At 58.2% G+C, this 16310-nt stretch carries 13 protein-coding genes; 9 read left to right on the plus strand and 4 right to left on the minus strand.

Annotated elements, in window-relative coordinates; translation table 11 throughout:
• Window positions 1-9: 9 nt before the first annotated feature.
• The 4 genes from GSQ62_RS16665 to GSQ62_RS16680 form a co-directional block, all read right to left on the minus strand.
• Window positions 10-3141 (minus strand): SusC/RagA family TonB-linked outer membrane protein, encoded by a 3132-nt coding sequence (locus GSQ62_RS16665; protein ID WP_161890563.1) that lies wholly within the window; start codon window positions 3139-3141, stop codon window positions 10-12.
• Window positions 3142-3446: 305 nt separating this feature from the next.
• Window positions 3447-4052, minus strand: a complete 606-nt coding sequence (locus GSQ62_RS16670; RefSeq protein WP_237586724.1) for a histidine phosphatase family protein — start codon at window positions 4050-4052, stop codon at window positions 3447-3449.
• Window positions 4053-4099: 47 nt separating this feature from the next.
• Window positions 4100-4840, minus strand: coding sequence for a hypothetical protein (locus GSQ62_RS16675; RefSeq protein WP_161890564.1), 741 nt, complete (start codon window positions 4838-4840; stop codon window positions 4100-4102).
• Window positions 4841-4874: 34 nt separating this feature from the next.
• The gene (locus tag GSQ62_RS16680; protein ID WP_161890565.1) at window positions 4875-5462 is read right to left on the minus strand and encodes a GNAT family N-acetyltransferase; all 588 of its coding nucleotides are present in this window, start codon (window positions 5460-5462) and stop codon (window positions 4875-4877) included.
• 242 nt (window positions 5463-5704) lie between these two features.
• Here GSQ62_RS16680 and GSQ62_RS16685 point away from each other — a divergent pair, with 242 nt between their 5' ends.
• From GSQ62_RS16685 to GSQ62_RS16725, 9 genes are all read left to right on the plus strand, one after another.
• On the plus strand, window positions 5705-6409 hold the full coding sequence (locus GSQ62_RS16685; protein ID WP_161890566.1) for an SDR family oxidoreductase: 705 nt from the start codon (window positions 5705-5707) through the stop codon (window positions 6407-6409).
• Window positions 6410-6455: 46 nt separating this feature from the next.
• Window positions 6456-7574 carry an NAD-dependent epimerase/dehydratase family protein gene (locus GSQ62_RS16690; RefSeq protein ID WP_161890567.1) on the plus strand — a complete coding sequence of 373 codons (1119 nt, stop codon included), beginning with the start codon at window positions 6456-6458 and terminating at the stop codon, window positions 7572-7574.
• 74 nt (window positions 7575-7648) lie between these two features.
• Window positions 7649-9706, plus strand: a complete 2058-nt coding sequence (locus GSQ62_RS16695) for an NAD-dependent epimerase/dehydratase family protein (RefSeq protein WP_161890568.1) — start codon at window positions 7649-7651, stop codon at window positions 9704-9706.
• Window positions 9707-9708: 2 nt separating this feature from the next.
• Window positions 9709-10719, plus strand: a complete 1011-nt coding sequence (locus GSQ62_RS16700) for an MDR/zinc-dependent alcohol dehydrogenase-like family protein (RefSeq protein WP_237586726.1) — start codon at window positions 9709-9711, stop codon at window positions 10717-10719.
• A gap of 2 nt (window positions 10720-10721) precedes the next feature.
• Window positions 10722-11765 carry a Gfo/Idh/MocA family protein gene (locus GSQ62_RS16705; RefSeq protein WP_161890569.1) on the plus strand — a complete coding sequence of 348 codons (1044 nt, stop codon included), beginning with the start codon at window positions 10722-10724 and terminating at the stop codon, window positions 11763-11765.
• A gap of 37 nt (window positions 11766-11802) precedes the next feature.
• Window positions 11803-12873: a glycosyltransferase family 4 protein gene (locus GSQ62_RS16710; RefSeq protein ID WP_161890570.1), complete on the plus strand. Its 1071-nt coding sequence runs from the start codon at window positions 11803-11805 to the stop codon at window positions 12871-12873.
• An 88-nt stretch (window positions 12874-12961) separates the two neighbouring features.
• Entirely contained in the window at window positions 12962-14104 is a 1143-nt protein-coding gene (locus tag GSQ62_RS16715) for a CgeB family protein (RefSeq protein WP_161890571.1), read from the plus strand.
• Entirely contained in the window at window positions 14094-15200 is a 1107-nt protein-coding gene (locus GSQ62_RS16720) for a CgeB family protein (protein WP_161890572.1), read from the plus strand. Before GSQ62_RS16715 ends, GSQ62_RS16720 begins: the two co-directional genes overlap by 11 nt.
• Window positions 15197-16297, plus strand: a complete 1101-nt coding sequence (locus tag GSQ62_RS16725) for a CgeB family protein (protein ID WP_161890573.1) — start codon at window positions 15197-15199, stop codon at window positions 16295-16297. Before GSQ62_RS16720 ends, GSQ62_RS16725 begins: the two co-directional genes overlap by 4 nt.
• Window positions 16298-16310 lie beyond the last annotated feature (13 nt).

Genomic DNA, 16310 nt, shown 5'->3' on the forward strand with positions numbered 1-16310 from the left:
CTTTATCTCTTATAAACCAAGGTTGATACCGAATGTGATTGTCCTGGTCTGCGGGAAGGTGTAGAAGTCCACGCCGAGGGTGGTGTTGGATGTGCCGGCGTAGTTCACCTCCGGGTCAAAGCCCGGGTAATCGGTGAAGGTGAGCAGGTTCTGCGCCTGGGCATAGAGGCGCAGGCTTCTCAGTTTAACGCGCTCTGTTAAAGCGGAGGGCACCGTGTAGCCCAGCACCAGGTTCTTGACGCGGGTGTAGGAGCCGTCATATATAAAGCGCGAAGAGTTGCTGCGGTTGTTGTCGTTGAAGTCGTCCACAGTGGCTCGCGGCACGTCGGTTATATCCCCCTCTTTCTGCCAGCGGTCGCCCACCAGCGAGAGCATGTTGTCGTCGAGGTAGTCGTTGCCCAGGTGCTGCTGGTACTGGTGCGCGGGGTTGGCAATCTGGCCGCCCACGGAGAACTGCAGAAACACGCTCATGTCAAGGCCTTTATACCGGAAGGTGTTCGTGAAGCCGCCCACATAGTCGGGCTGCGCATCGCCGATTATGGTCAGGTCATCGTCGGTGAGGATGCCGTCCGGCTCGCCGTTGGGGCCGCTGATGTCGCGGAAGTTCACGTCACCGGCCTGGGCACCCTGCTCCTGACGGGAAACGGGCACTTCATCGGCTGTGCTGTATATGCCGTCCGTCAGGAAGCCGTAGAACGTGCCGATCGGCTCGCCCTCGCGCAGCACAAGGGAGTTACCGCCGAAGCCGTAGAAGATATCCTGGCCCTCGTACAGTTCCGTCACCAGGTTCCTGTTGAACGCGATGTTGAAATCCGAAGACCAGTTGATGCCGTCTGCGCCGCCGTCCACGTTTACGGTGTTCAGGGCCAGCTCAAAGCCTTTGTTCTCGGTGGCGCCGATGTTCGACTGGTAGCTGGCGAAGCCGTTCTGGGTGGCTATCGGGCGTGAGAACAGCAGGTCGTCCGTTTTCTTGATATAGTAGTCTACCGCCAGGTTGATGCGGCTGTTGAGGAAGCCGATGTCGGCGCCCACGTTCAGTTGCCTGGTCGTTTCCCACTTCAGGTCCGGGTTCGGGATTTGGGTGAGGGTGATGCCCGGCAGGTCCTGGTAATTGGCACCCGTCACCAGGGCCTGGTAGCTGAAGTTCCCGATTTCCTGGTTGCCCGTGATGCCGTAGGAGGCGCGCAGCTTCAGTTCGCTCAGCAGGTCTATATCCGCCATAAACGCCTCCTCAATCAGCCGCCAGCCGGCAGACACCGACGGGAAATAACCGAAGCGGGTGTTCTCGCCGAAGCGGGAGGAGCCGTCGGCGCGGAAGTTGAGGCCCAGCAGATACCTGTCGCGGAAGCTGTAGTTCAGGCGGCCGAAGTAGGACAGCAGCACGCTCTCGGTCAGGGAGCTCGAGCCGTCGTCGATGCGGGCGGCACTTTCGAGGTAGCGGAAGCGCTCTCCGGGGAAGCCCTTTCCGGTCACATAAGAGGCCGTCAGGTCATTTTTCTCCACGCTGGTTCCGATTACCGCAGATACGTTGTGGACCTCGCCATATACCTTGTCGTAGCTGAGCGTGGACTCCAGCAGCAGCTTGGTGGCGGTGGTGGTGGCGTTGGTGCCCTCGCCGCCGGTGGCGGTGGAGAAAGAGCCGGGGTAGTTGGTCGGGGTGTAGCGGCGCTCGTCTATGTTCAGGGCGTCGTAACCGCCCTTTACCTGCAGGGCGAGGCCTGGCGTCAGGGTGTAGCGGGCGAAGACGTTGCCCAGGGCGCGCAGGCTCGTGGTGGCGTCGTCGTTCTCTGTGCCCTCCGCCACCGGGTTGGTGTAGAAGTAGTTCGGCCGGGTGTAGCCGCCGTCCGGGTAGTAAACAGGGAAGATGGGAGAGGCCGCCAGGGAGTTCGCGAACGGGCCATACAGGGTGTTGTCGCTCACGATGCGGTTGTTTTCGGAGCGGCTCAGCTGAATGCTGGCGCCGAAGGTCAGCCTGTCGTTCACGTTGTGGTCCAGGTTCAGGCGGGTGGAGTAGCGCTTGTACTCACTGCCGATGACGATGCCATCCTGGTCGAAGTAGTTGCCGGATATATAGTAGCGCGTTTTCGCGTCGCCCCCGCTCAGGGAGAGCTCGTAGTTCTGGATGGCGGCGGTTCGTGTTACCTCATCCACCCAGTCGGTGTTGGTGAGCTCGAAGTCCCGCTGGTCTCTCAACACGTTTCCCTCTTCGTCCAGCCCGAAATAATTGTCGTAATAATACCACTCCAGGAAGTCATCGAAGGTGGCGCCTGCGTCCAGGATGCCATCGTTCACGTACGCTTCCACCATTATCTCCTTGTACTCGTCGGCCTCCAGGAAGTCCGGCTTCTTCCACATGTTCTGTGTGCCGCCGTAGGCGTTGAAGTTGATCTGCGTCTTGCTGTTGGACCCGCGCTTGGTCGTGATCAGCACCACGCCGTTGGCGGCCCTGGAGCCATATATGGCGGCGGCCGAGGCGTCCTTCAGAATGTCGATGGAGGCAATGTCGTTGGGGTTGAGGTCGGCGATGGCATTCACGCTCTGGCCGCCATAGTCCAGTTGCGAGTAGTCGCCTGTGGTCAGCGGCACACCGTCCACCACGTAGAGCGGCTGGTTGTCGGCAGAGATGGAAGTGGCCCCGCGCACGCGCACGCTGATGCCCGCCCCCGGCGTACCCGAGTTCTGGGAAATCTGCACACCGGCGGCGCGGCCCTGCAGCGCCTGGTCTACGCTCACCACCGGAACGCTGGCGAGCTCTTCGGCGGTCACTTTGGCGGTGGCACCGGTTACCTCGCGGCGCTCCTGGGTGCCGTAGCCGACCACCACCACTTCCTGCAGTTGCTCGTTATCAACCGGCAGGGCCACATTCACAATGCCCGACTGGCTTATCGCCTGCTCTACCGTTTCGTAGCCTATAAACCGGAACACCAGGACGGCCCCCTCAGCGGGAACATTCAGCATATAAGAGCCGTCTGCGCCGGTGGTGGTGCCCACGGTGGTTCCTTTCACAATCACTGCCACGCCGGGCAGCCCCTGCGACGTGCTCTGGTCGGTCACCGTACCAGACACAGTCCGGCCCTGCGCATAAGCCTGCTGCAGCAGGACGAGCACCAGCGCAAAACTCAAGAGTAGAATTCTCTTCATGTAAGTTGTTTTTTAGAGTAAAATAGAATGGTTAAAAACCTGGGTATATAAAGCGTACTGTTAAATCGAAAATAAAACACCCGGAGCAAAGCGGGGTGCAAATTAGCGAACGGCACACGAATAAAAAAACTAATGTAGCTACAGTAACCTTTGTGCTTTGCAGGTGTTGGACAAGGAAGCATCCCTGAGATCCGGCGGGGTGATACGAGCCATATGGCGCTGCGCTCACGACGATCGGATGACGGGCCAAAAGGCTCCCAGCAATTGCCCGTGTGCGTTCTTTACAGGTGTTCCTTCCGCTGAAGCTATTCCTGCCCACGCCGGACAAGCGCATGCACCGCCAGATAGCTGTTGCCGCCGTGGATGCTGGAGCGCCACCCCATCCGTTTTAACTCCCTCCGGATGAAATTGTTCAGTAGACCGTGCGCCACCAGCACGGTAGTGCCTTTCTTGTCAGCATCCTCCGCCAGCGTTTCCGCGCATTTGCGGGCCCGCCGCCTCGCCTCCCGGAAGGTCTCGATGCCCTTGTGGTTGAGACCCAGGAACCACAGGACGCGTGCGGTTACCAGCCACAGCCTGATGGGCAGGCGCAGCAGCGGCAGCGAGAAAATCTTCCGCTCAAATTCCCGGAAATCGGGGCTCACCTTCAGCAGCACCTGCTCCCCGAAAATGCCTCTGGCCGTCAGCTGAGACCGGATCAGGGTGCTGCAGTAGACCTCCCTGATCTCTTTGTAGGGAATGGCCTCGTGCTGCAGCACAAACTCCTCCACCTGGGCGGCATCGTAATCTGTTATATACTGGCGGGCGGCTGCGGCATCCGCAAAGCCTTTCCGGGCCACCATAGGGCGGGCGTGGCGGATCAGGAAAATCCTTGGCTGTGGATAGCTTTTTTGAGGCGCGCGCTTTTCCAATCGGTATGGGCTTGGTTATATATGGATAGGGTGTCTAACGATTGAACTCATATATGAACCTTGTCTTGTTTTATATTTTCGAGGTGAAGACTGACTTTTCTATATTTTAAGCTCACGCCATAAATAGAAATAAGAATAACTGAGAATAACAGCCAATAACTCAAGCTAATCTTGAAGTCCTTCTGATATAGATGATGTAGAATTAGAAAAGTTATAAAAGTAATAAGAGCAAATCCGAGCTTTAAGCTCAGAATAATGTCCTCAGCCTGACTTATGTCAAATAATCTACTCCTCTGCACTTCAAATCGCCTTTGCTGCTTTGAAAGTGGTCTCCAACTATCTGCAGACCTTAAGTCAAAGACTCTGTGAATGACCCTCTCCATATCTCTAAAGTTTCTTACTTCGAAATCTGTAAATTGGTAGACTCTTCCTTCAGTAGATTTTAATTTTATCGATTTATAGTAAATTCTCGCATTTACAGCTAACCACCTGAATCCTATTATATCACTAAAATTATAAACTCTCCTTTTGAGAAGAAGCGGGTGCAGCACAATTACTTTTTGTTTCTCTTCGTCGATTGTTATAACCTTAGCATACTTCACTATAGCCACAAGCCCGCCCACGAAAAGTAGCAGCATGAAGAGGGCTGCCAACGAACTTAGGTTTGTTTCAATAACTCCTGACTCTTTAATATCTAAATAAGTGAAATAGGGTACACAGCCAAATGCACACAATAATGTAATGCTAAAAAAAACCGTTAGCAACCTGATTCTCGTCTTCGTTCTCATATTGTAAAACAATATACGCAAACTGGCTGCACCCTCATACCGCAAAGTCCCCGAATACCGTCTGCCTGATGTGTGGCCACTCGGTGCGCAGGATGCTATAATACACAGTGTCGCGGCGGCGGCCGTCGTGCATCAGGGTGTGGCTGCGCAGGATGCCCTCTTCCGTGGCCCCAATCTTCAGCATGGCTCTGCGCGACCGGGTGTTCAGCGCGTCGCCTTTCAGCTCCACCCGCTCCATCTGCAGCTCCCCGAAGGCGTGGCGCAGCAGCAGGAACTTGCAATGGCGGTTCAGGCCGCTGCCCCGGTACTCCCGGCTCAGCCAGGTCCAGCCGATTTCAAGGCGTTTGTCTGGCTCTGAGATGTTGCCGTAACTGGTGCTCCCGGCCAGTCGCCCCGTCGCTTTGTCCTCAATCATGAAGGTGTAGCGTGAGCCGAGGCGGTAGCCCTCGGTCACCGTCTGCACCCAGGCCTCCAGTTCCTGTGCGTTGCTGATGCGGGTCGGCATATAGCGCCAGATCTCCTCCTCCAGGGCAATGGCGGCAAGCGCCGGTATATCCTCCTGGCGGAAGGGACGGAGCAGCACGCGCGCGTCCTGCAGCAGGGGTATGTGCTCAAAGCTCATCCGGTTTATCGGTGTGATTTAGGATTTTCTCTATCAGGGCCGAAGGAGCCGCTGCGGCCTTCAAAATACTTAAATTTTTGTGGCAGCTGCAAATGGTTCATAATAGGAGGATTACAGTAAAATTAGGCAGTTTTTATATAGCGCTATAAAAGCATCTACAACCCTCCCCGCTAGTCCTACGTTTTAGCTACCAGACAAGGATTTAACTATTTATATATAGAGTCTCGAATTAAACAGGCATAGTGCAGCACATAAAAGGCAAAAAGGCAGTGGTAAGCGGTGGTGGTTCCGGTATTGGTCGGGCCATAGTGGACAAGTTGTCTGCCGCCGGTGCCCTTACAGCCGTTGCCGACCTGCATATCCCCGCCAGTCTGCCCACCAGCGCCCATCCCTTTACCTGCGATGTTGCCTCCGCAACTGCTATAGACTCCCTCTTCGCGGGTGTGCAGGAGCGGCTCGGAGCGCCCGATATACTTATTTGCAGCGCGGGGCGCGGCATCCACGAAAAGCTGACAGAGGGCGACCCGGAGAAGTGGCGGCAAATCATCGACACCAACCTGCTGGGCGCGCTCCGGATGATACGGGCCTTTGTGCCCGGCATGCTGGCGGCGGGCCACGGCGATGTGGTGCTGGTGTCGTCTGTGTCGGCGGGGCAGGCCTATCCCTACGGCGGTATATATGCCGCCACCAAATCAGCCCTGGAGGTGGTGGCCGAAACGCTGCGCCAGGAGGTGTTGCCCCACGTGCGGGTAACGGTAGTGGCGCCTGGCGTTACGGACACCGCTTTTTTTCAGAACACCATTTCCGGATTTCACACGGCGGAGGACATCGGCTACGGCACCATCGCGGCGGATGACGTGGCGGACGCCGTGCTATATGCCCTGAGCAAGCCGCCGGGCGTTTCCGTCAACCACATCACGCTCAGGCCCACGGCCCAGCCTTTCTGAGATTTATTTAGACCGAATTGAACATATACCGAACGAAGCATAAACTATGAAAAACAAAATTCTGATAACGGGAGGCGCCGGCTTTATCGGGTCGCACCTGGCGGATGAACTGCTGAAACAGGGATACGCGGTAAGGGCGCTGGACAACCTGAGCGAGCAGGTGCATGGCAAAGGCTGTGAGCGGCCGGAGTACCTGCACGAGGAGGTGGAACTGCTGGTGGGCGACGTGCGCAACCCGGAGGACGTGGCGCGGGCCCTGGAGGGCGTGGACTACGTGTTCCATTTCGCGGCCATGGTGGGCGTGGGCCAGAGCATGTACGAAATCAAGGAGTACACCGACGTGAACAACATGGGCACCGCCGTGCTGCTGGAGGCCCTCATCAAGAAGCCCGTGAAGAAACTGGTGGTGGCCAGCAGCATGAGCATCTACGGCGAGGGGCTGTATAAAAATGAGACCGGCGAACTGGTGACGGTGCAGGAGCGCCCGCTGGAGCAACTGAAGGCCTCGGATTGGGAACTGTACGGCACAGAGGGGGAGCCACTGCAGCCTGTTCCGACTTCAGAGTCTAAAACGCCGTCGCTGTCGTCGGTATACGCCCTCTCCAAATACGACCAGGAGCGCCTCTGCCTGATGGTGGGCCGCGCCTACAACATCCCGACGGTGGCCATGCGCTTCTTCAACGTGTACGGCACCCGCCAGGCGTTATCGAACCCATATACCGGCGTGCTGGCCATTTTCGCCTCCCGCCTCCTGAACAACAATTCCCCCATGATCTTCGAGGACGGGTACCAGCAGCGCGACTTTGTGCATGTGCGCGACGTGGCGCTGGCCTGCCGCCTGGCGATGGAGAGCGAGGCAGCAGCCGGGAAAGTATTCAATGTGGGCAGCGGCAACAACTACACCATTCAGGAGATAGCCGAAAGGCTGGCCAACGTGATGGACAGGCCGCACCTGACGCCGGAGGTAACCGGCAAGTACCGCGTAGGCGACATCCGCCACTGCTACGCCGATATATCGCTGGCGAAGGAGGTGCTGGGCTTTTACCCGCAGGTGGAGTTCAACGCCGGGCTGGAAGAGCTGGCCAACTGGCTCGAGGGGCAGATCGCGTACGACAGGGTGAACGAGGCAAGCGCCGAACTGGCAGCCCGCGGCCTGACGGTATAATTGGAATAAAATAGAATATAGAATATAAAATAAGAAGCACCCCATCTTATGATATATAAAAAACGAATCACATCATGATGGATATAAAAAGCGCTGAAAATGAAAAGTCACTTCCCGTAGTCGGACTCGTGGAATGGTTCCGGGTGGGGGAGTATGAGCGGGTGCGGCAGGTGCTCGCCGACTTAAAAGCATTGGGCGTGACAGAACTCAGAACAGGGGTGTCGTGGGCAGACTACTATACACCGGAGGGCAAGGGCTGGTACGACTGGCTCATCCCGACACTGGCCAGGGAAGTGAGCGTGCTGCCTTGTTTCCTCTACACCCCGCCCTCTTTGGGCGAAAAACCGCGCACTTCATCCCCGCCAAGAGACCGCAAGGCCTACGCCGATTTCCTCGACGTGTTCATCACCGACATGGGCGAGCACTTTGAGTGGGTGGAGCTGTGGAACGAGCCCAACAACCAGGTGGAGTATGACTTCACGCTGGACTACGGCTGGAACAAGTTTGCAGAGATGGTGGGTGGCGCGGCCTACTGGTGCAAACAGCGCGGCAAGAAAACCCTGCTGGGCGGCATGAGCCCGATAGACCCGAACTGGTTGCACACCATGTTTGAGCACGGCGTGATGCAGTATATCGATGCGGTGGGCATCCACGGCTTCCCGTTTGTGTTCGACCAGATGTGGGACGGCTGGCAGGACAATATAAAAACCATCCGGCAGGTGCTCGACCACCACGGCTGCAAAGCCGAGCTTTGGATTACGGAGGCGGGCTTCTCTACCTGGCAGCACGACGAATACAAACAGGTGCAGGAGTTTAAGGAGGCCCTGCAGGCCGATGCTTCGCGCGTCTACTGGTACGGTATATATGACCTGGATGCAAAGCTGCCCACGGTGGCGGGTTTCCACCTGGATGACCGGGAATATCACTTCGGCCTGAAACACTCCAGCGGTGCCACCAAGCTGCTGTACCGCCTGTGGGCCAAGCACGGCATCGACGGGCTATATCACCTGGATTACATCAAACGCACCATCCACGAAAACGCGGCGCCCTATACACTGATAACGGGCGGGGCGGGCTTTGTGGGCACCAACCTGGCCAAGCGCCTGCTGCAGGAGGGCAAGCGGGTGCTGGTGTTCGACAGCCTTTCGCGCGACGGGGTGGAGCAGAACCTGCAGTGGCTGCACGAAACTTACCCCGACCAACTGGAGGTATATGTAGGCGATATCCGCGACCTGCAGACCGTGCGCTTCGTGATGCGGCGCGCCGAGGCCGTCTATCATTTCGCGGCCCAGGTGGCCGTCACCACCTCGCTGGACTTTCCCATCAACGACTTTGAGATAAACGCCCGCGGCATCATCAACGTGCTGGAGGCGATCCGGGAGCAGGAAAACCCGCCGCCGCTGGTGTTCACCTCCACCAACAAAGTATATGGCAGCCTCGAGGATTTGGAGTTCATCTCCAACGGCTCCCGCTACTACCCGGCCACCAAGGCCATCAAAGAGCACGGCATCAGCGAGGCGCGGCCACTCGATTTCCACAGCCCTTACGGCTGCTCCAAAGGCGCCGCCGACCAGTACGTCATCGACTACGCCCGCACCTACAACCTGCCGATGGCGGTGTTCCGGATGAGCTGTATATATGGCCCGCACCAGTACGGCAACGAAGACCAGGGCTGGGTGGCGCACTTCGCCATCAGGGCCATTGAGGATAAGCCGGTGAACATATATGGCGACGGCAAGCAGGTGCGCGACATCCTGTTTGTGGAGGATTTGGTGGATGCCTTCCTGCTGGCCAACAAGCATATAGCCCGCATCTCGGGGCAGGCCTTCAACATCGGGGGCGGACCGGAGAACACCGTGAGCCTGCTGGAACTGCTGCAAACCATCGGCCGGTACCGCGGCGAGGAGATTCCACTGAAGTTCGGCGACTGGCGCCCCGGCGACCAGCATTATTATGTGTCGGACACGCGCAAGTTCCAGCAAGCCACCGGCTGGTACCCGCGGCACGACGTGCAGGAGGGCGTGGCCAAGCTGTACCGGTGGCTCTGCGAAAACCGGGGCTATAAAGTGCCGCGTATCCTGACATCGAAATTATATAAAGAAGAGCCTGCCATAAAAGCAGCAGTAGCCTGAGTATGCACGAGACACTGACAACTGAAGACAAAGCTGTGGCCGACACCCCGGCCACAACCATGAAAGCCGCTGTGGTGACAGCGCCGAAACAGGTAGCAGTACAGGAAGTAAATCTGCCGGAGCCGGGGGCAGGGCAGGTGCGTTTGCGCCTCGAGGGCTGCGGCCTTTGCGCCTCCAACATTCCGGTGTGGGAGGGGCGGGAGTGGTTCTCTTACCCCGTTGCGGCCGGAAACCCGGGCCACGAAGGATGGGGATTAGTAGATGCCCTGGGAGAAGGCGTGACGGATATACGGGTGGGCGACCGCGTGGCCGCGCTTTCCTATAACTCCTATGCCGAGTTTGATATAGCGGATGCCGACAAGGTGGTGAAACTGCCGGAGGCTTTGGCCGGAAAGCCTTTCCCCGGCGAGCCGCTGGGCTGCGCCATGAACATCTTCCGGCGCAGCGATATCTCCGCAGGCCAGACAGTTGCGATTCTGGGCGTTGGTTTTTTGGGGGGCCTGCTGGTGCAACTGGCTAAAAACGCGGGGGCGCGGGTGATTGCCATATCCCAACGGGATTTCTCGCTAAAGGTGGCGCAAGAGTGCGGTGCGGATGAAATCATCCCGATGGACGACCACTACCAGATCATCGAGAAAGTAAAAGGGCTCACCAACGGCAACTTCTGCGAACGGGTGATCGAATGCACCGGAAAAGAGTGGCCCCTGAACCTGGCGGGCGAACTGACTGCAGAGCGCGGAAAACTCATCATCGCTGGTTTTCACCAGGACGGCATGCGGCAGGTGAACATCCAACTCTGGAACTGGCGCGGCATCGACGTCATCAACGCGCACGAGCGCGACCCGCAGGAGTATATAAAAGGAATGAAGGAAGCGGTGGCCGCCGTGGCCGAGGGCACCCTGAACCCGGACAAGCTTTATACCCATTCCTTCACACTGGATAATATAGCGCAGGCGTTCCATAGCCTCACCAACCGCCCCGACGGTTTTGTAAAAGCCCTCATCAGCTACTAATCATGCAGAAAACGACACTTGAAAAGCAACAGGATTCTATAGCATCTTCTTCTTCCGCTGTTATACCCAAACTTGGTTTTCTGGGCGTGGGCTGGATTGGCCGCAACCGCATGGAGATGATAGCAAAAAATGGCGTGGGCGAGGTAAGCTGTATAGCCGACACCGCCCCTCAGAATGCCCAGGAAGCCCTGAAAAGCGCGCCGGAGGCAAAGCAGGTGTCCTCGCTGGAGGCCATGCTGCAGAAGCCGGAGGTAGACGCTGTCGTCATCGCCACGCCGAGCGCTTTTCATGCCGAGCAGAGCGAGCTGGCGCTGGAGGCGGGCAAAGCCGTTTTCTGCCAAAAGCCGCTGGGCCGCAACGTAGAGGAGACAAAACGCGTAGTGGAAGCCGCCCGCCGCAATAACAAACTGCTGGGCGTGGACTTATCCTACCGCCATACCAGGGCCATGCAGGAGGTATATAAAGTGGTGCAAAGCGGAGATTTGGGCCATATATATGCCATTGAGCTGGTGTTCCACAACGCCTATGGCCCGGACAAGGCCTGGTTCTACGAACCGAAGCTGTCGGGGGGCGGCTGCGTCATCGACCTGGGCGTTCACCTCGTGGACCTGGCCCTGTGGTCGATGAACTTCCCGAAGGTGCGGCAGGTGCAGAGCCAGCTCTATGCCAAAGGAAAGCCCATCGGCATGGCTGAGGGGAAAGTGGAGGATTATGCCACCGCCAGCATCGAACTCGACGGGAACACCCATGTACAGCTCAGCTGCTCCTGGAACCTGCCGGCGGGGCAGGAAGCCATCATCAGCGCCACCTTCTATGGCACGGCGGGCGGCGTGGCGCTGAAAAACGTGAACGGCTCGTTCTACGATTTCGTGGCGGAGCGCTATTACGGCACAAAGACGGAAACGCTAAGCTCTCCGCCGGACGAATGGTCGGGCAGGGCGGGCGTGGCCTGGGCCGCGCGGCTGGCCAAAGGCGAGGGCTTCCACGAAGAGGCGGAGGAGTTTGTGAAGGTGGCGCAGGTACTAGACAAAATTTACGGCAGATAAGAATAATATGGAAGCACAGCATCCTTCAAAAATTTTAATGACGGCAGACACCGTGGGCGGCGTCTGGAATTATGCCATCGAACTGGTGGGCGCCCTGGCCCCGTTCGGCACGCAAGTCACCCTGGCCACCATGGGCGCGCCCCTGAGCGAGGACCAGCGCAGGCAGGCGGAAGAACTGAACAACCTGACGGTGCATGAGAGCACCTACAAGCTGGAGTGGATGGAGAACCCCTGGGAGGACGTCCGGGAGGCGGGGCAGTGGCTGCTGAAGTTGAAAGACGAGGTGCAGCCTGACCTGGTGCATCTGAACGGCTTGGTACACGGAGCGTTGGAGTGGGGTGTGCCGGTGGTGGTGGTGGTGCATTCCTGCGTGCGGTCGTGGTGGGGCGCCGTGAAGGGCGGCGAGGCCCCGAAAGAATGGGACACTTACAAAGAAATGGTGACACGCGGGCTGCAGGCCGCCGACATGGTGATTGCGCCCACACAGGCCATGATGAACCAGGCAGAGTCGCTTTACGGCCCGTTCAGGGCGCGCTCGGTGATATATAACGGCCGCGGGCAGGACAGCTTCCGGTTTGGGAAGAAGGAGCCGTTCGTGTTCAGCATGGGCCGCGTGTGGGACGAGGCCAAGAACATCTCGATGCTGGCCCACATCGCTTCCGACCTGGACTGGCCGGTATATATAGCCGGCGATGACAGGCACCCCGCCACCGGCCAGTCTGTCGACCTCGAGAACGTACACTTCCTCGGGCAGCTGTCGGAGAAAGAGGTGGCGGACTGGCTTTCACGTGCCTCTATATATGCCCTGCCGGCACGGTATGAGCCTTTTGGCCTCACCATGCTGGAGGCCGCCATGTCAGGTTGCGCGCTGGTGGTGGGCAAAACCGAGAGCCAGGCAGAGATATGGGGTAATGCCGCCCGCTATGTAGACCCGAACAGCGCTGATGAGCTCCGCGACACCATCAACCTGCTGATAAAGGACGAATTTGTGCGCAACATCATGGGATGCCGTGCCGTCAAGCGCTCCCACGGCTACACCGCCGACCCGATGGGCCAGGACTACGACCACGCCTACCGGCAGCTGCTGCGACAAACCGCTGCGGTTTGAATTTCAAATAATTGGATTTTGAATAACTGAATAGAAAAACAAATCCAATTATTCTAAATTCAATCATTCAAAATTCAAAATTAAAAAAATGAAGATAACCCTTTTCTACCACTCGATTCTCTCTGACTGGAACCACGGCAACGCCCATTTTCTGCGCGGCGTGGTGCGTGAACTGGAGGAGCGGGGCCATCGGGTGGAGGTATATGAACCGGAGAATGGATGGAGCCTGCAGAACCTGGTGGAGGGCTATGGGGAGGAGAAACTGGAAGAACTGCAGCAGTACTACCCCGGCATCCGCACCAATTTTTACACCCTTGAATCCCTTGACTTAGATGCTGTGCTGGAAGGCACCGACCTGGTGCTGGTACACGAGTGGAACGAGCACGAACTGGTGAAGCGCATCGGCGGGCACCACGCGAAGAACAGCCATTACAAACTGCTGTTCCACGACACCCACCACCGGGCCGTAACCGAGCGCGAGGCCATGGCCAACTACGACCTGACGCATTACGACGGCGTACTGGCCTTCGGGCAGGTGATTCGTGATTTGTACCTGCAGCAGAACTGGACGCGCAAAGCCTGGACCTGGCACGAGGCCGCCGACACCTCTGTCTTCTATCCGCACGAGCGCAAGGAGTATAGAGGCGACCTGGTCTGGATTGGGAACTGGGGCGATGAGGAGCGCACGGCCGAATTGCACGAGTTCCTGATAAACCCGGTGAAGGAACTGGGGCTGAAGGCGAAGATATATGGCGTGCGCTACCCCGACCATGCGCTGAAAGCCCTGGCCGATGCGGGCATCGAATACGGCGGCTGGCTGCCCAACTATAAAGCGGCCGAGGAGTTTGCCAAGTACAAAGTAACGGTACACGTGCCGCGAAGGCCTTACGTAGAGGCGCTGCCGGGCATCCCGACCATCCGGCCGTTCGAGGCGATGGCCAGCGGCATTCCGCTCATCTCCTCGCCCTGGGATGATGCCGAGCGCCTGTTCACTCCCGGAGAGGATTTTCTCGTGGCCCGTACAGGGGATGAAATGAAGGAGCAGCTGAAAGCTGTACTGAACAGTCCATTCAAGGCGAAGGAAGTAGCCGAGCATGGCCTCCAGACCATCCTTAGCCGCCACACCTGCGCCCACCGCGTGGATGAGTTAGAGCGGATAAGCGAAGAGCTGGGCATAGCCGCCTCCAAAATATATCTCACCCCAAAAGAGCAAGTGCTGCATGAACGATAAAAAACTTCGGATAGCCTTCTTCGGCTCCAGCCTCGTGTCGGCGTATTGGAACGGGGCCGCCACCTACTACCGGGGCATCGTGCGCGCCCTGAGCGAACGCGGCCACCACGTAACCTTCTACGAGCCTGATGCTTACGACCGCCAGCAAAACCGTGATATGGACGACCCGGACTGGGCGAAGGTGGTGGTATATGAGGCGACCGAGGCGGCGGTATATAGCTGCCTGGAGCAGGCGGCCGGGGCCGACATGGTGGTAAAAGCCAGCGGCGTGGGCGTGTTTGACGAACTGCTGGAGCGCGAAGTGCTGAAACTGCAGACGCCGGAGCGGCTGGTGGTGTTCTGGGATGTGGACGCGCCCGCCACGCTGGACCGCGTACACCACAACCCGCATGATCAGTTTCACCGACTGATTCCACAATACGACATGATCCTGACCTACGGCGGCGGCGACCCGGTGGTAAACGCCTATGAGGCGCTGGGCGCTAAACAATGCGTGCCGATATATAACGCGCTCGACACGTCCACCCACTTCCCGGTGGCGCCCGATCCAAAGTTTGCCTGCGACCTGGCTTTTCTGGGCAACCGCCTGCCGGACCGCGAGGCGCGCGTGGATGAGTTTTTCCTGAAGCCGGCGGCGCTGGAACTGAACAGGAAATTCATCATCGGGGGCAGCGGCTGGGGCGACAGGCAGATGCCCGATAACGTGCGCTACATTGGACATGTGTACACCAACGACCACAACGCCTTCAACTGCACGCCCAAGGCAGTGCTCAACATCAGCCGCGAGAGCATGGCCCGCTACGGTTTCTCACCGGCCACGCGGGTGTTCGAGGCCGCCGGAGCCGGTGCCTGCATCATCACCGACTACTGGGAAGGCATCGATTTTTTCTTTGTGCCGGGCCAAGAAATACTCGTAGCCAGAAACGGGGCAGAAGTGGCGGAAATTCTGGCTGATTTAACGGCAGAAAAGGCAAAGAAAATAGGAGAATCTGCGTATGCAAAAGTACTGTCGGCACACACTTACAGCCACCGCGCAGCGCAACTGGAAGTGCTGCTGTACAACTATATACGAAAATCTAACGCAGCATGGGCATGAACATCGTTATACTCGGTTTATCGATTACCTCAAGTTGGGGAAACGGCCACGCCACCACCTACCGCGGACTGGTGCGCGAGCTGAACAAGCTGGGGCACCACGTGCTTTTCCTGGAGCGCGACGTGCCCTGGTACGCCGGCCACCGCGACCTGCCCGAGCCGGAGTATTGCGAAACGGAACTGTATGTCTCCCTCAAGGACCTGAAGCATTTTACCGCGCAGGTGCGGGAGGCGGATCTGGTGATCGTGGGGTCTTATGTGCCGGAAGGCGTGCAGGTGGGCGAGTGGGTGATGGAGACCGCGCACGGCATCAAGGCCTTCTACGACATCGACACACCCGTCACGCTGGCCAAGCTCAAGCGCGGAGACTATGAGTACCTGCACCCCAGCCTGATCCCGAAGTACGATCTTTACCTCTCTTTTACCGGTGGGCCTACACTGAATTTGCTGGAGCGGCAGCACGGCTCCCCGATGGCGCGGGCGCTGTATTGCTCCGTCGACCCTTCGCTGTATTATCCCGAATTAAGGGAGGCCATCTGGGACCTGGGTTACCTCGGCACCTACTCCGATGACCGTCAGCCGCCCCTGGAGCAGCTCATGCTGGACGCGGCGCGCGCCTGGCCGGGCGGCCGCTTTGTGGTGGCGGGCCCGCAGTACCCGGAGAGCATCGCGTGGCCTGCCAATACCCGGTACATCCACCATTTGCCGCCCGCCGAGCACCGGAAGTTCTACAACAGCCAGCGCTTCACCATGAACATCACCCGGGCCGACATGATACAGGCGGGGTACGCGCCCAGTGTGCGCCTCTTCGAGGCGGCAGCCTGCGGCACCCCCATTATATCGGACTACTGGGAGGGGCTGGACTCCATCTTTGATTTTGAGTCCGAGATACTGGTGTCGCATACAGCCAAAGACACCCTCCGGTATTTGCGAGAAATCTGTAAGTCGGAGCGCAAGATGATAGGCGAGCGGGCCCGTAAAAAGGTGCTGGCCCACCACACGGCGGCGCACCGGGCAAAAGAACTCATCAGCTACGCCGAGGAACTCATGACGCTGGACGGCGACCACGAGGCATATGGCTACGAGGTGGTGATATAAGCGAAGGGCGAGG

Origin of the sequence: Pontibacter russatus (assembly GCF_009931655.1) — a bacterium.
Taxonomy (GTDB): domain Bacteria; phylum Bacteroidota; class Bacteroidia; order Cytophagales; family Hymenobacteraceae; genus Pontibacter; species Pontibacter russatus.